This window comes from Providencia sp. wls1916 (assembly GCF_009706585.1).
Lineage (GTDB): Bacteria > Pseudomonadota > Gammaproteobacteria > Enterobacterales > Enterobacteriaceae > Providencia > Providencia lanzhouensis.
On record NZ_WLUL01000023.1, the window covers coordinates 120301 to 142310 of the forward strand.

Annotated in this window: 17 protein-coding genes, 4 tRNA genes and 1 pseudogene; 4 read left to right on the plus strand and 18 right to left on the minus strand. The window is 40.7% G+C overall.

Annotated features, from left to right (window positions below):
• Positions 1-6 precede the first annotated feature (6 nt).
• A complete protein-coding gene (locus GKR61_RS16875) occupies positions 7-1263 on the plus strand; it encodes a PTS ascorbate transporter subunit IIC (RefSeq protein ID WP_006659411.1) in 1257 nt (418 codons plus the stop codon).
• Positions 1264-1322: 59 nt separating this feature from the next.
• On the opposite strand, the gene GKR61_RS16880 is transcribed toward GKR61_RS16875, so the two are convergent.
• Both GKR61_RS16880 and map read right to left on the minus strand, forming a co-directional pair.
• Positions 1323-2129, minus strand: a complete 807-nt coding sequence (locus tag GKR61_RS16880) for a bestrophin-like domain (RefSeq protein WP_036953694.1) — start codon at positions 2127-2129, stop codon at positions 1323-1325.
• Positions 2130-2382: 253 nt separating this feature from the next.
• On the minus strand, positions 2383-3153 hold the full coding sequence (gene map / locus GKR61_RS16885; RefSeq protein ID WP_036953699.1) for a type I methionyl aminopeptidase: 771 nt from the start codon (positions 3151-3153) through the stop codon (positions 2383-2385).
• Between the two features lie 300 nt (positions 3154-3453).
• On the opposite strand from map, the gene GKR61_RS16890 reads away from it, so the two are divergent.
• A complete protein-coding gene (locus GKR61_RS16890; protein ID WP_154600273.1) occupies positions 3454-3873 on the plus strand; it encodes a hypothetical protein in 420 nt (139 codons plus the stop codon).
• A gap of 68 nt (positions 3874-3941) precedes the next feature.
• Here the strand turns inward: GKR61_RS16890 and GKR61_RS16895 are convergent, their stop codons facing one another.
• From GKR61_RS16895 to GKR61_RS16970, 16 genes and pseudogenes are all read right to left on the minus strand, one after another.
• Entirely contained in the window at positions 3942-5144 is a 1203-nt protein-coding gene (locus tag GKR61_RS16895) for a nicotinamide mononucleotide deamidase-related protein YfaY (RefSeq protein ID WP_036953711.1), read from the minus strand.
• A 131-nt stretch (positions 5145-5275) separates the two neighbouring features.
• On the minus strand, positions 5276-6475 hold the full coding sequence (gene fabV / locus GKR61_RS16900; RefSeq protein ID WP_036953705.1) for an enoyl-ACP reductase FabV: 1200 nt from the start codon (positions 6473-6475) through the stop codon (positions 5276-5278).
• 98 nt (positions 6476-6573) lie between these two features.
• On the minus strand, positions 6574-6732 hold the full coding sequence (locus GKR61_RS16905; protein ID WP_036953708.1) for a hypothetical protein: 159 nt from the start codon (positions 6730-6732) through the stop codon (positions 6574-6576).
• Positions 6733-6974: 242 nt separating this feature from the next.
• Positions 6975-7061: transfer RNA gene (locus GKR61_RS16910), tRNA-Leu, on the minus strand.
• 105 nt (positions 7062-7166) lie between these two features.
• Positions 7167-7253 (minus strand) — tRNA-Leu (locus GKR61_RS16915).
• A gap of 7 nt (positions 7254-7260) precedes the next feature.
• Positions 7261-7334, minus strand: a tRNA-Cys gene (locus tag GKR61_RS16920).
• Positions 7335-7359: 25 nt separating this feature from the next.
• Positions 7360-7435 (minus strand) — tRNA-Gly (locus GKR61_RS16925).
• Between the two features lie 164 nt (positions 7436-7599).
• The gene (pgsA, locus tag GKR61_RS16930) at positions 7600-8148 is read right to left on the minus strand and encodes a CDP-diacylglycerol--glycerol-3-phosphate 3-phosphatidyltransferase (protein ID WP_006657588.1); all 549 of its coding nucleotides are present in this window, start codon (positions 8146-8148) and stop codon (positions 7600-7602) included.
• 56 nt (positions 8149-8204) lie between these two features.
• Positions 8205-10037 (minus strand): annotated as a pseudogene (uvrC, locus tag GKR61_RS16935) (excinuclease ABC subunit UvrC).
• Entirely contained in the window at positions 10004-10690 is a 687-nt protein-coding gene (locus GKR61_RS16940) for a LuxR C-terminal-related transcriptional regulator (protein ID WP_036951262.1), read from the minus strand. The pseudogene uvrC and the gene GKR61_RS16940 overlap by 34 nt, the downstream one beginning before the upstream one ends.
• A gap of 229 nt (positions 10691-10919) precedes the next feature.
• Complete coding sequence (pepT, locus tag GKR61_RS16945; RefSeq protein WP_154600274.1) at positions 10920-12152, minus strand: peptidase T; 1233 nt, start codon at positions 12150-12152, stop codon at positions 10920-10922.
• A gap of 16 nt (positions 12153-12168) precedes the next feature.
• Positions 12169-13722 carry an AbgT family transporter gene (locus GKR61_RS16950; protein WP_154639914.1) on the minus strand — a complete coding sequence of 518 codons (1554 nt, stop codon included), beginning with the start codon at positions 13720-13722 and terminating at the stop codon, positions 12169-12171.
• Positions 13723-14014: 292 nt separating this feature from the next.
• Complete coding sequence (gene psiE, locus GKR61_RS16955) at positions 14015-14422, minus strand: phosphate-starvation-inducible protein PsiE (RefSeq protein WP_187129826.1); 408 nt, start codon at positions 14420-14422, stop codon at positions 14015-14017.
• Positions 14423-14645: 223 nt separating this feature from the next.
• Complete coding sequence (locus GKR61_RS16960) at positions 14646-15056, minus strand: GFA family protein (RefSeq protein WP_036951268.1); 411 nt, start codon at positions 15054-15056, stop codon at positions 14646-14648.
• A gap of 61 nt (positions 15057-15117) precedes the next feature.
• Positions 15118-16647: a DUF3999 family protein gene (locus tag GKR61_RS16965; RefSeq protein WP_230083174.1), complete on the minus strand. Its 1530-nt coding sequence runs from the start codon at positions 16645-16647 to the stop codon at positions 15118-15120.
• Positions 16648-16649: 2 nt separating this feature from the next.
• Positions 16650-19406, minus strand: coding sequence for a DUF2339 domain-containing protein (locus GKR61_RS16970; protein ID WP_336426641.1), 2757 nt, complete (start codon positions 19404-19406; stop codon positions 16650-16652).
• Between the two features lie 507 nt (positions 19407-19913).
• On the opposite strand from GKR61_RS16970, the gene GKR61_RS16975 reads away from it, so the two are divergent.
• Complete coding sequence (locus GKR61_RS16975; RefSeq protein ID WP_036951272.1) at positions 19914-20837, plus strand: AEC family transporter; 924 nt, start codon at positions 19914-19916, stop codon at positions 20835-20837.
• A 176-nt stretch (positions 20838-21013) separates the two neighbouring features.
• A complete protein-coding gene (gene glpX / locus GKR61_RS16980; protein WP_272537374.1) occupies positions 21014-21991 on the plus strand; it encodes a class II fructose-bisphosphatase in 978 nt (325 codons plus the stop codon).
• Positions 21992-22010 lie beyond the last annotated feature (19 nt).

Consider the following 22010-nt stretch of genomic DNA (forward strand, 5'->3'; position numbering starts at 1 on the left):
GGCTTCATGGAATTCTTTCGTTTTCTGATGCAAGATGTGCTTTCTGAACCGGCGGTACTCGTCGGCCTGATCGCACTTATCGGTCTGATTGCTCAAAAGAAACCTGTTACTGAATGCATTAAAGGCACCATCAAAACCATCATGGGTTTTGTAATTTTAGGCGCCGGTGCAGGGTTAGTTGTCAGTTCTTTAGGTGATTTTTCCGCAATTTTTCAACACGCATTTGGTATCAATGGTGTCGTGCCGAACAACGAAGCAATCGTGTCTATTGCACAAAAAAGCTTCGGTCGTGAAATGGCAATGATCATGTTCTTTGCGATGTTAATCAATATCTTGATTGCTCGCCTGACCCCATGGAAATTTATCTTCCTGACAGGTCACCATACTTTATTCATGTCCATGATGATTGCGGTTATCTTAGCGACCGCAGGTATGGAAGGAACTATGCTCGTTGCTGTCGGTTCACTAATTGTTGGTTTCTGTATGGTGTTTTTCCCTGCGATTGCACACCCGTACATGAAAAAAGTCACCGGTTCTGATGATGTAGCAATTGGTCACTTCTCCACGATATCTTATGTGTTAGCGGGCTTTATCGGTAGCAAATTTGGTAATAAAGAACATTCTACTGAAGATATGAATGTGCCAAAAAGCTTACTGTTCCTGCGTGATACACCTGTCGCTATTTCGTTCACTATGTTCATCATCTTTATCATTACTTGTTTGTTTGCAGGCAGTGATTTTGTTCGTGAAGTGAGCGGTGGTAAAAACTGGTTCATGTTCTCGTTGATGCAATCTATTACTTTTGCAGCGGGTGTTTACATCATTCTGCAAGGTGTGCGTATGGTTATTGCCGAGATCGTTCCTGCATTTAAAGGGATCTCTGATAAATTAGTGCCAAATGCAAAACCTGCATTAGACTGCCCAGTGGTCTTCCCTTACGCACCGAATGCTGTGTTAGTTGGCTTCTTAAGCAGCTTTGCAGCGGGTGTATTAGGCATGTTTGTTTTGTATGCACTGAACATGACGGTAATTATTCCGGGAGTTGTACCACACTTCTTCGTAGGTGCGGCGGCTGGGGTATTCGGTAACGCTACGGGTGGACGCCGTGGTGCTATCCTTGGTGCCTTTGCTCAAGGTCTGTTAATTACCTTCTTACCTGTATTCTTACTGCCAGTCCTCGGCGACATCGGTATTGCAAATACGACCTTTAGTGACGCTGACTTCGGCGCTATCGGAATTTTATTAGGTATTATCGTTCGATAATCCTTCAACCCTCTGAGTTTATACTCAGAGGGTTTTCCATCATTCCTGCACTGCCTAACTTACTTTCCCAGCCAAGCACCATCCTTAAATAAGAAGTCCTGCAATAAAAGTAAATCATCCGGCGTAACATGGATCACCCCTTCTCCTGGGATATCAATTTCTGCAATCATAAACAGCGCCAATGTTGTCAAAGATGGCAGAATAACAATAAGCCAGTTTTTACCTTTTGTTCCTCGAATGTTATAACCTATCAAGACATTCGAGCAGACAGCGAAAAATATCAGTAAGAACCAAGCAGCATTCGGGATTTGGTGTCGCCAGCTAGCCATAGTTTTTTGTTGAGAAACATATAAATCACCAAACGCCGATAAAACTGAAGAGACCACAGGGTTCGGCGATTCTTGAGCCTGTTTCACACCGATTTCCCAGAGTTGCCCTTGTTTAGTCAGAGATGTCATCCGCCATTGGCTGTTTTCATCACTCACTCCCGATTTAAAAAACTCGATGCGCGCTTCAAGATATTGTTGAATAAGCAATGAGGCTTCTGCTCGTTCATCACCGCTGAGTAATTGTGCTCGTTGATAAGCATTTCCAATCGCAATTGCTTCGTTTTCTTCTGTTTGCTGGCGGTTGTTATAACCATTGATGGAAATCGATAATACAAAGCCAATCAACAGACCCAATAACGACAAAATCGCGCCTAAAATAATTTTTGCCTCATCATCCGCTAGCTCTTCATGAGCACTGCGGCGTTTAAAAATATATTTTCCAATATACGCAGAAATAATTAATAAAACGAAGGTGACAATAAATAAAAGAATAGAATCAATGGGCGTATCGTTAATTAACTCAGAGAGGTTAAACATGCGTGGCACCAAAAAAGTTTATTTGCCGATATATAACACGATCAAATGCGGAATATCTATGTAAATTACCTTTTTGGTGGGTATTTTAGTAATAAGCTTCAGATCTGTTACCCAATAACGATAACCCAAGTTGAAATGACATCAATAAATGAATATTTTCAGAATTTAAGTATTAAATTTAATGAAAAAAATCGCCATATTCCATTTATGGTGAATATGGCGATTTGCAAAACTGTATTAGAACTAAATCGAATTAGCGCTCTTCGTCACGCAAAGTCAGTACTTCATAACCATCTTTAGTGACCAAGATGGTGTGTTCCGACTGCGCAGAAAGCTTTTTATCTCGCGTCACGACCGTCCAACCATCTTTTTTTGTTTTTATTTTCATGCCACCTTGGTTGATCATTGGCTCTATGGTGAATGTCATACCTTCTTTTAGAACCAAACCGCGTCCACGGGTTCCATAATGTAATACTTGCGGATCCTCATGCATTTTTCGACCAATACCATGCCCACAATATTCACGAACAACGCTATAACCGTTTGATTCCGCATGATGTTGGATAGCTGATCCAATATCACCTAACGTAGCACCTGGTTTTACCTGCTTGATCCCTTCCCACATTGCATTATAGGTATCTTTCACTAATTTTCGGGCAAGTGGGGAAGCCTCTGGCATCACGTACATTTTACTTGAGTCAGCAATAAAGCCATTTTTCTCAAGGGTAATATCCACATTAATAATATCTTTTGGCTTTAAGATTTCATCGACTTTTGGCACACCATGGCACACGACTTCGTTAATTGATGTATTTAGAACATATTGATAACCATATTGGCCTTTACTAGCAGGACGCGCTTGAAGTTCATTCACAATATAGCTTTCGACTTTGTCGTTAATTTCCATTGTGGATATTCCGGGAACAATAAACTCATCCAACATTTTAAAAACGCTAGCAAGCAATCGACCAGATTCTCGCATTAATTCTATCTCTTCAACATTTTTAATCGTGATATTGTCCATTGAATTTCCTTTAAACTGCCGTTCACGTATTCAGCTTTTCGTTAAATAATGTGCTAAAAATCTAACTTAACATAAATTGGTTATGACTATAAATTGGTATGATCATAACGTATCAATTGCTCCCATTAAAGCACTCCACTATTGAAAGGCACAAAACGGCATAAAATAAATACGTGATGACTTGCTAAGCTTCAAGGATTGTCTTAGTTACAGCTAGAATCATTGCTGCTAAATTACTAAGTAGAAAATTTAAATTTCTTACATTATTCATCAGTTATTGAGACTAATTTGAGGGAGCAAATGAAAAAATATTTACTGAGTATTAGTTTAGCCGCAAATGCTGTTTTACTCGTTGTGCTGATCTCTGTCGCTGTGATGCTATTTAATTTAAAAGCGAAGGTGGATAACGCAATTCAACAAGTAAAAGATGGTGAATATATTGAGTTGGCCAAAGATAATATTTTACCTGATTCTTTAAAAAATCTGTCTAAGATTGATGTCACAGATAAACCTTGCGACTATTTTTATCAGAATGTGGATGTGTTTATCGAATATTTGAAAGATAACCCAGACATTGCAGGCGCAGATATTTATGCCAATCAAATTACCGCATTAAAACGTAAAATTGAAAATGCCCCTTCTGTTTTTCAAGATAAAGCCTGTGAAAAAGGGATCTCTGGGCTTAATTTTATGATTGAAACTATCTCACCCACTGAATAATAGATATTAGCCACCCTCTTTTCATTGAGGGTGGTTTTGCAAATAATCCTAGCGGTACATTAATTACTTTAGTTAACTTCCATCACTTGAATTTGCTCTAACCATTCATAATCCCCAATGATTGGGCGACCATCTAGCCAACGAGATAACATATCCAACATCAACATCACGCTAACCTGCTGTTTTTCCAGTTCTGAGTGATTGCGAGGTAAATAATTTACACACTGAGCATAACTGCCTGTTGGGGTGGATAATGCTAAAGATAAAGTTCCATCATAATATTCGCCAATGACTAAACCAATCTCACGCTGATTTAGCGACCGATTATTCTTTGCAGTTTGGACTAAGGCTGCCAAATCTGAATGCGTCGCTAATTTTTCAATATTTCCTTGAGTGACAGGCACTTTTGCTGCATTCAATGTCCAATAGAGTAAGCCGGCACTGAACTGTTCGTGTGTCACAACTGAAAGCTGTTGTTGTTCAAGTGATTCTCGCACTAACGCGCCAATACCTTCGGTACCTTCAAATACTTTATTGTCACCAACACCCGCTTTCACGACTTGCCAGATTTGCTCCATCGCATCGCGTTGATTTGCAGGTCCGGTCAATTTTAATTCAATGATTGGCATTGAAGAACGGTAACCCAACACACACTCTTTTGGTAGCTCAATTGGGTCAAACTGCCTTGCAAGACTGCTTTCACTGCGACCAAAACTGGTTAGACGTAAACAAATAGGTGGCTCTGGTAACGTAAGTTTTTGACGTAAACGAGGAATGATCTGTTCATTGATCATAACTTTAAACTCAGAAGGGACGCCCGGTGTAAAAAAGAACCAACAATCATTAAGATACAGCGTAAAACCACAAGCAGTTCCCACTGGATTATCAATAAGTTCGGCATTGGCGGGTAACATGGCCTGCTTACGATTAGTTGCCGGCATTTCGCGCCCTCGAGCAGTGAAATAGCTCTCCATTACCGCAATCCATTCAGGATGCTCAACAAGCGGTACACCCGCAGCCGTTGCAGCCGCTAACGCACTGAGATCATCACTCGTAGGGCCTAATCCACCATTAACAATAACCACATCGGCATGATGGCTACGCTCAATAAATGTTTCCACTAAGCTATCAAGAGAGTCACCGACCGTTGTACGGCTATGCAGCGGTAATCCTTGCTGGAACAAACAATCCGCTAGCCACGCCGCATTGGTGTCAATAATTTGCCCATGCAGCACTTCATCACCGGTACTTAACATTTCTACAATCAACATCCCTGCTCTCCCTTTTTGAGGCTCACCATGAAAAGCCAATTTGGTCATTATTATCCTAGAGCGAAAAAAATAAAACCCCGAGAACCGGTTTACCAGTGCTCGGGGTTTTCAGCGAAATAGATAGCTATCTATTAAACTAATTCTTTCACTTCAAAATTAGCTTCGCCGCTTAAGTCTGCTTCGTAATCAACGCCATCTAAGCCAAATCCGAATAAACGTAAGAATTCAGCTTTGTAGCCTTGATAATCAGTCAGTGCATTGATGTTGTCGTCGTTAAGCTGTTTCCAGATTTGACGACAAGTTTCTTGCACATCATCACGCAGTTCCCAGTCATCCAGGCGCAGACGGTTTTTCTCGTCAGTTTCTGGTGTTTCACCGCTGAATAATTTAGTTGCGAACAGACGTTGAATTTGCTCGATACAACCTTCATGAATGCCCTGCTCTTTCATGATTTTGAACACGATTGAGATATAAAGAGGCATTACAGGAATTGCTGAAGATGCTTGAGTGACCACAGATTTCAGTACAGCAACATGTGCGGAACCGCCTTTCTTCGCCATTTTTTCATTGATAGCATGGGCTGCGCGATCTAAATCTTCTTTCGCTTTACCTAATGTACCGTGCCAGTAGATTGGCCACGTTAAATCAGTACCGATATAGGAGTAAGCAACGGATTGAGCATTGTCAGCCAGAACACCAGCATCCGCTAATGCGTTCATCCACAATTCCCAATCTTGACCGCCCATCACTTTCACGGTGTCTTCGATTTCTTGCTCGTTGGCAGGTTCAACAACGGCTTCGATCAGCACATCTTTGTTGGTATCCAGCGCAACAGATTTGTACGGTTCACCAATTGGTTTTAATGCTGAACGTACAACTTCACCCGTTTCAGGCATTTTACGCACTGGAGAAGCCAGTGAATAAACCACTAAATCGATTTGACCTAAATCTTGTTTAATCAAGTCGATTACGGTTTGACGGCATTCATTGGAGAATGCATCACCGTTGATGCTTTTCGCATACAGACCCGCTTCTTTCGCTGCTTTGTCAAAACCAGCGGCGTTGTACCAGCCTGCGGAACCTGTTTTGCTCTCACTGCCCGGCTTTTCAAAGAAAACACCGATGGTCGCTGCACCGCTGCCAAAAGCCGCATTGATGCGTGAAGCCAGACCATAACCAGTGGATGCACCAATTACCAGAACCTTTTTCGGTCCATTTTTCAGTTCACCACGAGATTTCACATAGGCAATTTGCTCACGAACATGGGCTTCGCAGCCTGCTGGGTGAGCTGTAGTGCAGATAAAACCACGAATTTTAGGTTTGATAATCATAGTAATTTTTCTTGGTAGCTTACAATCGAACACTAATATACCTGATATTCATCTTATACTTAAGATGTATAGGCAAGAAACATAGTGAACAGACCAGTTTATTTAGGATTTTGACTCTTTTCGTGCTGTTCCACTTGAGAAAAAGCGAGCGATTTCAACCAATCAGCAAGTAATGGCGTGGTCTTTATCGCATCTAACATCGCACGCTCATGCTTGGTTAAGCGGACAACCACAATTTCAGTTTTCATATTAGACATCACCCTCTCCTTTTTCTAAAACGCAGATATTGGCACAGTTCAGGGTGGGATAGGTCTGACTTACTTATTTTTACTTAGTCTTTCGGGATCTTGATAAAAATGGGAGAAAAATGACAAAAAATTGGATTCGTAAAATCCATTGAAGAGCCAATAATTATTTTTATATTCAAACGCAAAAAAGCCACCCAATGGGTGGCTTCTTCTTTTTCTAACTTACTGATTAAATTCAGTTAAGTTTTGTATGGTGCCCAGGGCGGGACTTGAACCCGCACAGCCTTACAGCCGAGGGATTTTAAATCCCTTGTGTCTACCGATTTCACCACCTGGGCCAAATTTTTAATACTGCTTTACTGCTTATCTAGTAGCTAAGTTTTATTAACTAACTAGTTTAAATCTTTAAAGTAAAATGGACCTATTGGTCCATTCACTAAATATGGTGCCCAGGGCGGGACTTGAACCCGCACAGCCTTACAGCCGAGGGATTTTAAATCCCTTGTGTCTACCGATTTCACCACCTGGGCTAGAATTTGGAGGCGCGTCCCGGAGTCGAACCGAGCTACACGGATTTGCAATCCGGTGCATAACCGCTTTGCTAACGCGCCTTACACCCTAGTCTTTTTCAAGATTTGGAGCGGGAAACGAGACTCGAACTCGCGACCCCGACCTTGGCAAGGTCGTGCTCTACCAACTGAGCTATTCCCGCTTAAGCTTCACTTTTCAGTTTCTGCTCTCAAACTGGCTGATTTACTTATTTATTTTCGTAAACCACGTTGCCGTTCGATGCGTTGCATTCTACTGATTTCACCTATCGAGTCAATACAATTATTGAAATAATTGGATCGTTCGCTGTTTTTTCAATCATTTCGATCACGCTTCGCTCAAATCGCCCCACGCAGCCTTTAAATATTGGAACATTGACCAGAAAGTCAGAATTGCAGCCACATATAAAAGTGCAATAGACAGATGTTCGATCAGCGGATTTGGACGCCATAATAAGCCCACCAGCGACATCATTTGCGCGGTAGTTTTGAACTTACCAATCCAAGAAACAGCCACACTGCTGCGCTTACCAATTTCTGCCATCCACTCTCTGAGTGAAGAGATAATGATTTCACGGGCAATCATGGTTGCTGCGGGTAACGTTACATACCAAACATCGTAACTTTCAGTCACTAAGACTAATGCTGTCGCAACCATAACCTTGTCTGCAACAGGATCGAGGAAAGCACCAAACTTGGTCGTTTGCTTCCATAGACGCGCTAAAAATCCGTCGAACCAATCCGTCACAGCGGCGATCACAAAAATCAGCGCACAAGCAAAAGGTCCCCAACTGACAGGAAGATAAAACGCTAATACAAAAAACGGTATCAGGATGACACGGAATAAGGTCAACCACGTTGGTATATTTAATTTCATCGCGCTCACTAACTCTTTGTCCAAGACGGATACCTTAGTATGTTGCCCTAAGATATCTACTGTTTCAATGCATTATAAATCTTTTCTGCCAGCGCGTATGAGATCGAGGGCACTTTTGCGATCTCTTCTATGCTCGCATTACGCAAAGGTTGTAATCCTCCCATGTACTTCAATAACATTTGGCGACGTTTTGGCCCTACGCCTTCGATAGATTCAAGCGCACTGGTATTTTTCACTTTCGCGCGGCGCTGGCGATGCCCCGTAATCGCATGGTTATGCGACTCATCACGAATATGCTGGATCACATGTAATGCTGGCGAATCAGGCGGAAGCGCAAAACCTTCACCTTCGGGTTTTAAAAACAACGTTTCCAACCCAGCTTTACGATCGCTACCTTTAGCAACCCCAATTAATAAAGGATGGTTTTTATCCCAATCCACTTCAAGTGAATCAAAGACATCCCGCGCTTGACTCAGCTGCCCTTTACCACCATCAATAAAGATAATATCGGGAACTTTGCTCTCATCCAGATGTTTACCATAACGGCGAGTCAGCACTTGGTGCATCGCCGCATAATCATCCCCAGGCGTGATCCCCGTAATATTATATCGACGATACTCTGATTTCACAGGACCCGTTTTATCAAACACCACGCAGGAAGCCACGGTTTGCTCGCCCATCGTGTGGGAAATATCGAAACACTCCATGCGCGAAATATTTTCTATATTCACGACTTTTGACAGCGCAGCCATGCGTTGTTGAATCGTCGACTGCTGCGCCAGTTTGGTAGATAACGCAATGGATGCATTGGTTCGAGCCAGTTTTAAATAACGAGCACGGGTGCCTCGTGGCTGACTTTGAATATTAATTTTACGACCGGCAATGCCAGACAACGATTCCGCCAGTAACTCTTTTTCCGTCAATGGGAAATCAATTAATATTTCCCCTGGCAATGTGCGATTTTCACTGCCTTGTAAATAGAACTGCCCTAAGAAGGTTTGCACTACTTCTTCTAATAAAGTCCCCGCCGGAATTTTTGGATAGTAGCTGCGACTGCCCAAAACCTTTCCTTGGCGAATAAATAGAACATGAACACAAGCTAATCCAGAATCGAATGCGACTCCAATAACGTCGAGGTCATCATCACCGCCTGACACATATTGCTCTTCTGTTACCGCACGCACGGCTTGAATTTGGTCACGAAAACGTGCAGCATCCTCAAAACGTAGCTCTTGGCTAGCTTTTTCCATGCGCTCGACTAACCCAGTTAAGACTTGCTTGTCCTTCCCCGTTAAGAACAGACGGACATAGTTGACTTACTGATCATACTCTTCATCCGTCACTAAACCTTTCACGCAAGGTCCTAAACAACGACCAATTTGATACTGTAAACAAGGTCTTGAACGGTTTCTATAAACGCTATCTTCACACTGGCGAATGGGAAACAGCTTTTGCATAACCGCTAAGGTTTCACGTACCGCATAAGAACTTGGGAATGGACCGAAATATTCACCTTTCCCATGTTTCGCACCTCGGTGGCTTGAAATTCTAGGATGTGTTTCGCTACTCAGAAAAATATAAGGATAAGATTTATCATCTCGTAGCAAGACGTTATAACGAGGCTGATACAGCTTTATATAGTTATGTTCCAGCAGTAGCGCCTCAGTTTCGGTATGGGTTACCGTCACATCAATAGAGGCGATATGCTTGACGAGTTGCTCTGTTTTACGGCTACCGACATTCTCACGGAAATAGCTCGATAACCTTTTTTTCAGATCTTTCGCTTTCCCAACATAAATCACGGTTCCCCCAGCGTCATACATGCGATAAACGCCGGGTTGGTTTGTGACTGTTTTTAAGAAAACTTTTGGATCAAACTGTTGTTCCACCCTGATGAACCCTGTTTTGCGGTGATTAAACCATAACCGATTGCTATATGTGTTAATTCTACATCACTACTGATATTAAGTTTACCAAACATTCGATATCGATAGGTATTTACCGTTTTAGGGCTTAAAGATAATGACTCCGCAATATGCTTAACCGGAAGCCCTCTGGTGATCATGAGCATAATTTCCAGCTCTCTTGCGGAAAGCAATTCATATATATCTAGCTGTTCACGTTGATTTAATCTTTGTAAAGCCAGTTGTTGAGCAATATCAGGAGAGATAATTCGTTGACGCGCATTCACGATTTGCAAGGCTTCAATTAGCTCTTCTTCTGCAATACTAGCGCTCAGTATGCCAAAAATGCCAATATCCAACGCTTTCACAACAAACATATCATTATGACGCACATTGAAGATAATGAGCCCTACATCAGGTTGAGTACGACGGATTGTCGTGAAGGTTTTCAATGAATCGAAATGGCAATGTTCTCGATTAATCAAAATAATATTTGCTTTATTTTGCCGGTTCCACGTGATCACCGGATCTAAAGAAGGAAACGTTGCGACAACTTTATAGCGAGTATTTCGAGTGAGTATCGCTTCAATACCTCGAATCGAAATATTACTATCATCAATAATTATTATATTAATCAAATACCTCTCCTATTACTTGCAGCCATAATGGGATGATAATAAATGAAAAAATTAATAAGTCATATCTTCTTTTTAAATCAATATTTAAAACTATTATTCTAGTTATAATTCATTAATTAACATTTAAAACTTGAATGAGTTTCTTTCAAAAAAATAGCCGCTAAATAATTAGCAGCTATCGGTTTTAATACTCTGACTTTTAACGAGCTAAAGCTAAATCCAGTATGAACTACTTTTGCCCAACAAGGCGGCAAATAGTTTCAGACACTAAATAGCTCTTCTCAAATGAAGTTATTGGTAAAAACTCAAAGCGAGAATGGAAGTTATGCGCACCCGTAAAATAGTTTGGTGTCACAATTCCGCGAGCAGACAGCGCTGAACCGTCAGTGCCTCCACGCATTGGAATGATATTTGGCTCGATATTATGAATTTTTAACGCTTCGAGAATAATATCTACCGCTGTACGATCTTCACCGATTGAATCGCTGATATTGCTATACACATCATCTATTTTGAATTCCACTTTCGCTCGTGGATGACGAGTACGAATCAGTTCAATACTTTCAGCAATGAAACGCTTACGAGCTTCAAAACTTGGGCGGTCAAAATCACGGATCGCCATTTTGATTTTTGCTTCATTCGGGTTTGCCGCTAAATCTGTGATATAGAAGTAACCTTCACGGTGCTCAGTGTGTTCCGGCGTATCGAAACGATCGAAACAACCAATAAAATCATGTGCCACACGAATTGGGTTTAACAATACATTTTTCGCTGACATTGGATGAGCGGTGATCCCTTTAATTTCCACTTCAATAGAAGCCGCATTAAAGGTTTCAAAAACCACCTCTCCGAGCGCACAGCAATCGATGGTGTAAGCAAAATCCACTTTGAAGCGAGAAAGATCCATGATTTTGGAGCCACGAAGACCAATTTCTTCATCTGGCACAAACGCCACATAGATATCGCCGCAATCAAAATCTGCGTTTTGCAGTTTATCCATCAGCTCCATGACAACGGTAATGGCCGCTTTATCATCCGCGCCCAGAACACTGGTGCCGTCACTGAAAATAATTTCATCGCCCACATAAGCGGCGGCTTCCGGGTGTTCCGCGGTTTTAAACCACACATCTTCCTGCACATTCAGGCATAAATCCGCACCTTCATACTTCAAGGTTTGCGGCTTGATCACCGGAGATAAACCGACATCAACAGTATCTAAGTGAGCCACAAAACCAATTTTAGGGGCATTGGGTTTATTACCTGGGCGCATTCCATATAAAATGGCATGTTCATCAACATACACATCTTTCAAGCCGTAGCTCTCTAATTCTTTCGCCAGAAGATTTGCCAGTTCACGCTGGCCTTCTGTGCTTGGTACAACAGAACTTGCCGCATCACTTTGGCTTTCAATAGCCACATAGCGATAAAAACGTTCTTCTAATTTCTTACCTAATTCTTTCATTTCACATACCTTTTACTTATTGCGCAGGCTGCCATGTATAACCACTGTCAAAACCAATTGGAATATTAAATGCCCAGAACAGATACAGTGTCGCTGTTAAGGTAATTAATAAACCGATAGTGAATGGGATCATCATGGAACATAAAGTTCCGATACCTGCATTTTTATAATATTTCTGGCAATACATTAAAATCAGCGGATAGAACGGAAACATTGGCGTACTCACGTTCATCGCAGAATCACTCACACGGAAGGCTGCTTGGGTTAATTCTGGCGAAATTCCGACAGCCATTAACATTGGTACTAAAACTGGTGCCATAATCGCCCATTTTGAGGTCGCTGACGTGATCATGATATTTAACACGGCAGTTAATAAAATCACCCCGAATACCGTCATCCCAGATGGCATATCTAAAGTTCGCAGTAATTCCGCCCCCGATAAGGCTAATAATGTACCTAAGTTAGAATGTTGGAACGAATACAGGAATTGCGCTGCAAAGAAAGCAAACACAATAAATGGGATCAGTGACTTGGTAATATTTTCCATCGCCTTAACCACATCTTTGGTCGAGGTGAAAGATTTAGTCATATAGCCATACACTATGCCTGGCAATGCAAAGAAGATGAACAATAATGGTACAACAATCTGCATAATTGGTGCTTTCGGGCTGGTTAAGCTGCCATCTGGGCCTCTTAATGGTGAATTTTCAGGCCATAACAGCGCAAATAACCCCACGCCTAATGCAATCACCATTAATCCCGCAACACGGAATGCGCGGTGCTCTTGCGGTGTGATTTTACCTAAATCTTGCTCAGCATCAGTATCAACATCAGATTTGGTGATTGGAGCGTTTTTATTTAACCACGGCTCTACGATCTTTTCGGTGATAAACCAGCAAGTAAAAATAACGCCGAAGGTTCCGCCCAAGCTAAAGAAATAGTTACACAGTACATTTACACTGTAGCCTGGCGCTAACATTTGCGCGGCATCTTGCGTAAAGCTCTGCATAATCGGGTCAATAATCGATGGCGTATAACTTGCCGTGAATCCCCCTGCTAAACCAGCGAATGCCGCTGCAATTCCCGCTAAAGGATGGCGACCACTGGCATAGAACATCATTGCTGCGACTGGCATCAAAATAACGTAGGCTGAATCAGAAGCAACGTGAGAGACAATCCCGACGAAAACAACTGTTGGAGTCAACATTTTAGGTGAAATAAAAGAAAGCATTTTTTTCAGCGCGGTATTAATAAAGCCGCTGCTTTCTGCAATCCCAATACCTAAGGTTGCAACAATTGTTATTCCGAGAGGAGGGAAATTAATAAAATTTTTAACCGCTGATGTCACAAATAATATGATTTCTTCATACTGAAACATATTAATAACGGAAATTTTTTCTTTAGAAATAGGATGGTGATAACTGAAATCTACAAATGAGAGTAGATAGGATAAAAACCAACATATTACTAGGGCGTAAATAAATAGCATTGTCACATCTGGCATAACGTTACCGATGCGCTCAACGCGATTTAAAAAACCCTTTTTCTGGGGTAGTGTTTTAGTTGTCATAGTTGCAAGTTACTTATGTTATTAGAATAGAAACTTTATCACAGTAAATAACCCATTTAGAAAAGTAAAACACTTTCTTACTTTATTTTAACAGAATAAAAATCAAGTAATCCTTCTAGTTAATAATGCTTATATTATTAGTTTTATTCCAAACCCAATTGCCTGAAATTTTATTTTATCTTATGTTTAATCTCGTTTTATATTGTTTAAGTCATTTTTTTATTTATTTAAGCTCACGCTAAAAGAAATGATTATTATTCCCTTTAGCGTGATTGATAAATTAATCTAAAGATTATTCTCGTTTAAGTTTTTCTGTATTAGCAATATAAAGTGCAACAACTAAAACTAAGATAGCGCCAGCATGCAGCAACGTAGTCATCGGATCACTATGGTCGACGATAATTAGGCGGATAATTGCCGTGATACCAATATAGATAAAATAGCGTAATGGGAAATGATAACCTGACATAAAGTACTTTATAATCAAAGCAATAAACTCAAAGTATAGAAAGTAAATGACAATTCCTTCTAAAAGTTCATACGCTTTAGCCTCTTGGTTACCTCCAAACATTAATGATGCCATCGTAAATGTTTCTTTTGCTAAAAAGAAAACTAACACCGCAGCAAGCACAATTAAACCTGCGTTAAGAACCCATTGTAATACCCAAGCGATATTACTAGCATGGCGCATTCCTTTCATATTATTCATTAATCATCCCTCAGGTTACTCTCTCTACGTTTAAAATAGATAATTTATCCTTTTCTATTTACCTTAGATTAAGCATAACCTTTCAACATTATGTAAAAAAACAAAATAGAATGGCTTAATTATAATTGAAATTTCTGACGCTGACATTACAAATGAATGTTTAGATTACCTTAAGATAAATAGCAGGCAATAATACCTGCTATAAGATTGGAGTTTAGGATTTGTTGGTAAACAGGTTTAATATATCTTGCTCAGTTAGCATTGGCGTCTTTTCAACAAAATTATAATAATCCGGCTTACAATCAATATAAATCTGTGTTCCCATTTTAGCACTTTTGCTTTCTTCAAATAGTGGGGCTGAGAGGTAATACGTTGACGGTGAATGCAAATGATAAAATAGATGCGTACCACACTGCTTACAGAAAGCCCTTTCGGCCCATTCCGATGAAGCGAAACGAGTAATAAACTCTCTACCTTCAATTTCAGGTTCGCCTTCATAGCCGATGGTCATTCCAGGACCACCATTCCATTTTAGGCACATGCCACAGTGGCAAACATGAACGGTATCGATAGGCTGATTGATAGTCAGTTTGACTGACCCACATAAACACTGTCCTTTAGGCATGATCCTGTCCTCTATTGATGCTGTTAGATTCAAAAAAGGGAACCTTAGGTTCCCTTTTTAATTAAAGATCGTCTGGATTGGATTTATTTGATGACCCAACCTCTTTGAAAAGATACCAACAGAAATAAAGCAGCGCGAAAATACCGACAACAAGTAACATCCATAGTGCGATAGTCATCCAATGTAAACCTTCTTCCACTGGCTTATCTTGGGTTCTTTTTTCCAAACCACCTAATTCCAATATTTTACCTGTCGTTGTGATTTCAGGGAAATCATCCATCACGTTTTCAACGCTTTCATTTTTACCAATAAGTTGAGTGTAGTTAACATTATCTAAGGTGGCTTGTTTATTTCCCCACACAAGCAAATAAGGCGAAGCACCTTGTATATTCACAATTAGATTTACCGCATCACGCAACCCATAAATCGTAGGTGGCAGTTCATCCCAGCTACCTTTTAATGCAGTTATTCTGAGTCCCTTAATTTGCTTATCGTGGATCATTAAATTCGGATTGCTCGCTTTATCACCATCATTGATTTGGTTGAAAACCATCACATTCGCCAACAATTTCCATTCCTCATCACTATTGGCAATATATTCTACTTTCAGCGGTACTACGCGATTTGATTGTTGTAGTTTAATGCTGATTTCATTCAATGGCTGCGGCGTTGGCAAGCGATAAATCACTTGTTCTCGAGTGATTCCATCGTTTGTCACTTCAAAGAGAAAAGATTCCTGACGATGGAAAGAGTTCATCACATACTGCAATCCCGTCACAGATTTAAGAAGTGGAATTTCATGTTCTTGAGCGCTGACCGTCACTAACATTAGGTATGGTGCAATAGGCCCAGTACTTTCCCCTTTTAATAATTCAATCGTATTACTTGCCACAACGCCAGAGTCTAATCTCAGGCTCATCACAGGCTGATTCGATGCTATATTTACCCAATTTTTCTTATCCGTACTGTAATAAACAAAAACTTTGGCTTGCCAGTCCTGATTGTTCTGATCCCAACCTAAATTTAAAGTCGATAAAACACCGTTGTCCTTGAATTGATCACGCGTCAGTAAATAGGCTTGATAGTTGGTTTTATCTTTTCGTTGTAAATTCGGCAATTCAATACGGGTTGTTTTTCCTGGCTCAGCTTCGACCAGAATATATTGGCTATCAAATTGCTCATCGTCGTTAGGATTCACATTATCTGCACGAGTGACTAAACGTTGAAAATTAAATTTAACATTGGTCGTTGCAATAGATTTATTAGTATCAAAAAATAACGCTGTTGGAATTTCATTTCCTGTACCATTAAAAACACGAATATCTTGCAGAGTATCTGGATACGCAGATCCCATATAAGCAGCTGCGGGCAGCTCTAACCAATAGAACGGACTGTTCCTATCCGGTGTGGTCAGTTCTTTTCCTTGATAAAAATCGTAAGGACTTGCTTGCTTAGAATCATTAGCTTTAGAGTCATTGGCTTTAGAATCGCTAGCATAGCTTCCAAATGATAATAAGCATATTAAGGAAAAGAGAGCGCCCCATGCACATAATGTTGTTATCTTTTTCACGGCTATTTTCATGCAGTTCATCACTATTTATCCTGTACCTCAATGTCCGTTTTATGCTTTGGTGGTAATGGGGAGAAATACCCCACAACCAAGATCAACACCGCCACGGCAATAAAGGAGACCGCACGGGAAATGCCATCCTGCCCATACACATCAATAAGAAATAGTTTTGCAATCACACAAGCGAAAATCGCTGCACCACCAAACCACCATGTTCGACTTTTCTTCACAGCTGCAATCACCATGCAAAATAGCGCGGCTATTGCCCAGCTAATGGAAAGAACCGTTTGAACGAGACGCGAATCAAATAAGATATTCTCATTCCAAGGAATATTCGCAAAATCAGCCGTCGCACGAAGAATGATGCCGTTATACCAGAAGATAGCTAATCCAATGATCACCATCATCAGACCTTTCACTACCCCAATTTCAATAGGCGTTATTTTTCTTAGCTTCGCGATAAAACCTTTACGCATCAATAACAGTGCTGCAATGCTAAACAGCCCTGCTTCATCTAACGGGTTAACTAATGGAACGTAACTCCAAAACGTGAGTTTGCCATCTTCAAAGTTTGACCAACATGAAAGCACCACCATTACAGCCATAAGTGGTAATAAACTATACCAATACAGCAAGCCTTTACGGCGCATTGGTACAAATTTGTTATGTTGTAACCAGTAAAGGATTAATACCACTAAGGTTATCGACATAATGTAAATGAAGTAACCCAGTTCGTGCATTCCCCACGGAAGGTTAGCCACAAACCAGTTAACTTGCGTCGCACCAAACCCAATAATTAACCATAGATTGACAACGTGCATTCCACGTCGAATATACAGGTTTTGGGTACGATAAGCGTGCATCACATACAGAACTGAACTGCCCAAGATCACAGGCCAAATCAGCGAACCCTCACCACGCCCCATCGGATTTTCTGCATAAATAAAATCTAATGTTAAATAGTAATAAGCCACTGCCCATAATGAGAACTGGCATAAAACTAATGGTATCCAATTGATTTTTTGACCGCCAAGACGCCAGCACCACGCGGAGATCAGCACTACCGCCAAAATAATTAAGCTTTCCGTTTCGCTGTTCCATGACAGCATACCAGTAAATTCAGGCACCCAGGCTAACCAGACTAATAACCCGAGGATCAAAAAAGCATAACTAAGCGCGGTAAAATAGCTCGCCTCTTTCTGGTGCACATGAAATAACCCGCCCGCAAAGAAGCAAGCGGCTATCAAGCTTGGTAGCATGTAAATAACATTATCGTTCCAATAATAATATGGATAATCGCTTAATATTATTAAAGCACTAACAGCAATGAGCAATGACGAGACCAACGCTAATTTTTTATGCCCTTGATTGAGGGCAAACCACAACATAGCAAAGCCTTGCAATGACCAAACAATCGTTGTCCATTCAAATGATAAGGCGAGTGGTACCGCCAATGTGACGAAGCTAGCCCCAATAATGATATTGCCTAGAGCCATATTCTTGCCAGCGGCATTAAAGCGTTTATGAAGCTGTAAGCTGGCAATGAGATACAGTAAGCCAATAAGTAGAGAAATAAATGCTGGCAATAATCCGATGCCATCCGAAATAGCAAATTGCAAGGTAATGCTCATTAATGGTGGGAAAAATAATAGCGTATTATCGACAACGAGCTGTTTATTATGTTCGAAACGTAAGGCGAATAGCTGAGTTAATACGTTGAATACAATCAAGTTAGCAATAATAAATAGCTGGCATGATAGATAATAATCATAATGATAATTGTCCATTCCCCATAATATTGCCACGCCATAGGTCATAAACATGCCAACTAAATTTAACGGACGCCATGCTTGCCAGAAGCTAATAACTAAAATACCTATCGACAACATTAAGTAATAGGAGAATAAAACGATATGGCTACCGCCCCCAGTGGACAGTAATATTGGCGCTAAATAACCACCTAAAGACGCTAAAATTGCTAAGCTAATCGTACGCTGTAATAATGCCAACCCGATACTTGCACAACAGATGATTAGCATCGCCACAAATGCGAACCCATAAGGGATCATGGTGTATAACTTGAAAGCGGCAAAAACGGTAATGTATAAGCAACCGATAGCGCCACCTTGTAATATCAGGCCAAATAATGCCTTTTTCGTGCGTAACCACCAACCTATACCCAATAAAACTAAACAACCTGCTGCACTGAAGACGAGCCTTAGTTCAGGTGAAATAATCTCATTTTGTACGCTGTAATTCAGTAAGTAAGCAACACCTAAAAATAATAATAAAATTCCTATCTTCGCTAGTGGATTACCTGTCACTAACCACGTGAAGAAATGTGCAAAAATGGATTTATCTTCTGCTTTATTCTGAGATGATGCAGGCTGGCTTGGCTTTGGTTTATCAAAACGGTTTGGATTAATTGCTATCGGGTTAACTGCATTAGCTTGTTTGTCGCTGGAAACTGCCATCGGTTGCGGCATAATTTGAGGTGCTTGGGGTAGAGGATCTTGGGCTACAATTTTAAGTGCATCCACTTGATTCTCATTATGTTGGGTATCAACTTGATGGGATACTGGATTTTCTTCATTAATAGCATGTGTAGACTGATGACCATTATCACGGGTCATTTCAGCTTCTAGAGAGGCAACCTTTTGGTTTAACTGGTTAATTTGATATTGCATTCGACCAGTACGATTAATCGCAATGATAGCCAGTACAGGGGCAATTATCACAAACGCAATTAAAATGAGCCCGAGGAGTATCCATGTATCCACAAATAGGTTTCCTTCTTTAATCCAACGCCAGTAACCCAAGATTAGTTAACAGGATCTTAGAATACACAGTATCAATCGACATTATTCAATAATCATCCTAGTTTAGAGACGAATAACTAAATTGCCAACAGTGGGTAACAAACTGTTACAAAATAACTCTTTTTAAGAGTATTCACGGATTAATCTATTATATCATCTTATTATTTAACTATCATAAAATGATAGTACATTTTTAATATTTTTAGTCTCTAAGAGCACATTTTCAAATGATTTTTTTCTCGCTACTGAATCCCCTATTACTTTATTAATAACTTATTAATTTCAATAATCCATTTTTGATACTTTCTATTTATTAGAGAAAATATGCAGATAATAGGTGTTTTTTCGTGTGATTATGTTATTAATTTATAGACAAAATCACCAATAAGTTATTTAACAAATAACGACTGTCTTTTATCGATATATTTAAAAAATATGTATTATCCTAAATAACGCAAAGGAATACCTATGTTATTACATATAATACTTGAAGCCCTAAGCCCCATCGTACTCGGTCTTGCCGTAGGGTGGTTATCGGGTAAATATGGCTTCGTGAAACGGGAATATTCGCAAGCGTTTGCTGACTTTGTTGTCAAAATCGCCTTACCATTCGCATTATTCCTTGCTGCCGTTCAAGCCCCACCTTCAGTTTTACTGAATGTTGATTACTTGATAGCGCTCGCAGTCGGGTTAATTGCATCCTATGTCATTGGTTTTGTAGTCGGTAAAGTATTTTTCCGCCACAATAAAACCGATGCTGCGATGCAAGCATTGTCTGTTTCATTCCCGGATATGGCGTACTGTGGACCACCGGTTTTACTGGCAACTGTCGGTTCATCCGGCTTAATTGCCATGGTTCTCGGTAACTTAATTTATACCGTCATCATAATTCCATTTACCTTATTGATGATCAGTGGATCCGCGAATGGTAACGGTATTCTGAAATCTGTCGGTAAAGCCGTTATTCAACCATTAGTTTTCCTGCCTGTTTTAGGGGCAATTCTGGCAATTTGTGGCGTAAAATTACCTGAAATTCTACAAAACTCAGTCAATGAACTCGGGAAAACGGCAGGTGGTGTGGCTCTCTTCTTCCTCGGTTTATTGCTTTCAGGTATTAAACTCACAATCAATAAAGAAATTATCTTTAACGTTTTTGTGAAAAACTTTGTACAGGCGGCGCTTATTCTTGGAACCGGCCTCGCATTAGGATTACAAAGTGATTTATTAAAAGCGGCATTTATTATCGGTGTGTTACCGACGGCAACAGCTGTACCAGCGTTAGCTATCAGTAATAAAGCCTATACTGAAACCTCTGCGGGAACCGTATTACTCAGTACCATTGCGGCATTGATTTCAATTATTGGCGGGATCACCATCGTCGAAATGCTGTAATGCATCTTTGATATATCACATGGCGGGGTTCGCTCCGCCCTTTCCATCAGCTTAACTCCCCCTCTCCAAACTCAATAAAACGCCGTTTTATTCGCCAAAAAATTACCAAGTTGATCGCAAAAAACGTATCATAGGCGCGATAATTTTTTAGTCCTAGGAATCACACCAAAATGAAAATTAGCGATGAACTCGCGTCTGCTATCGCATCAGTGACGGAAGTTGCCGCCATTGCCGCGTTTGAATGGGTAGGGAAACAAGATAAGAATGCAGCGGATAACGCTGCGGTTGAAGCCATGCGAAATCGACTTAATGAGATTGATTTTCATGGAAAAATCGTAATTGGCGAAGGGGAAATTGACGAAGCCCCAATGCTGTATATTGGTGAACAAGTCGGCAAGCAATCTAGCGAACATCATTTAGATATCGCAGTCGACCCCATTGATGGCACCCGTATGGTGGCATGTAATGAGCACAATGCGATTGCCGTTTTGGCGGCAGCCCCAACAGGAACATTACTGCAAGCCCCCGATATGTATATGGAGAAAATGGTCGTCGGCGCAGCAGCAAAAGATTCCGTTCACCTAAAAAATCCATTAGAGAAGAACCTCGAATTTCTCTCTGCCGCATTGGATAAACCCATTTCCATGCTCAACATTGCCATTCTCGATAAACCTCGCCACCAGCACATTATTAAAACCATCCGTAATTTTGGCGCTAATGTCATCACTATCCCTGATGGCGATGTTCTGGCATCACTACTGACAATCTTACCTGAGCACCCTATTGATATGATGTATGGTATCGGCGGTGCACCAGAAGGCATTATTAGTGCAGCCATTGCCCGCGCATTAGGTGGCGACATGCAAGCTCGCCTTGTTCCACGTAACAAAGCCAAAGAAGACACCGAACAAAATAAACTGTTAGCGGCGCAAGAAGCCATTCGTTGCCAACAGATGGGCATCGAAATTGGGGAAATTTTAACGTTGGATATGATGGTGAATACGTCCGATGTAATTTTCTCGGCAACTGCTATCACCCCAACAGTACTGATGAATGGTATCTCGAATGATCTGCATAGCCGCAGCGCGAGCACCATTTTAGTCAACGGCAATAACCGCTCCATGAAGTTAATTAGTAATCGCTATTTTAAATAGCGGATGCTTTGAATCATCA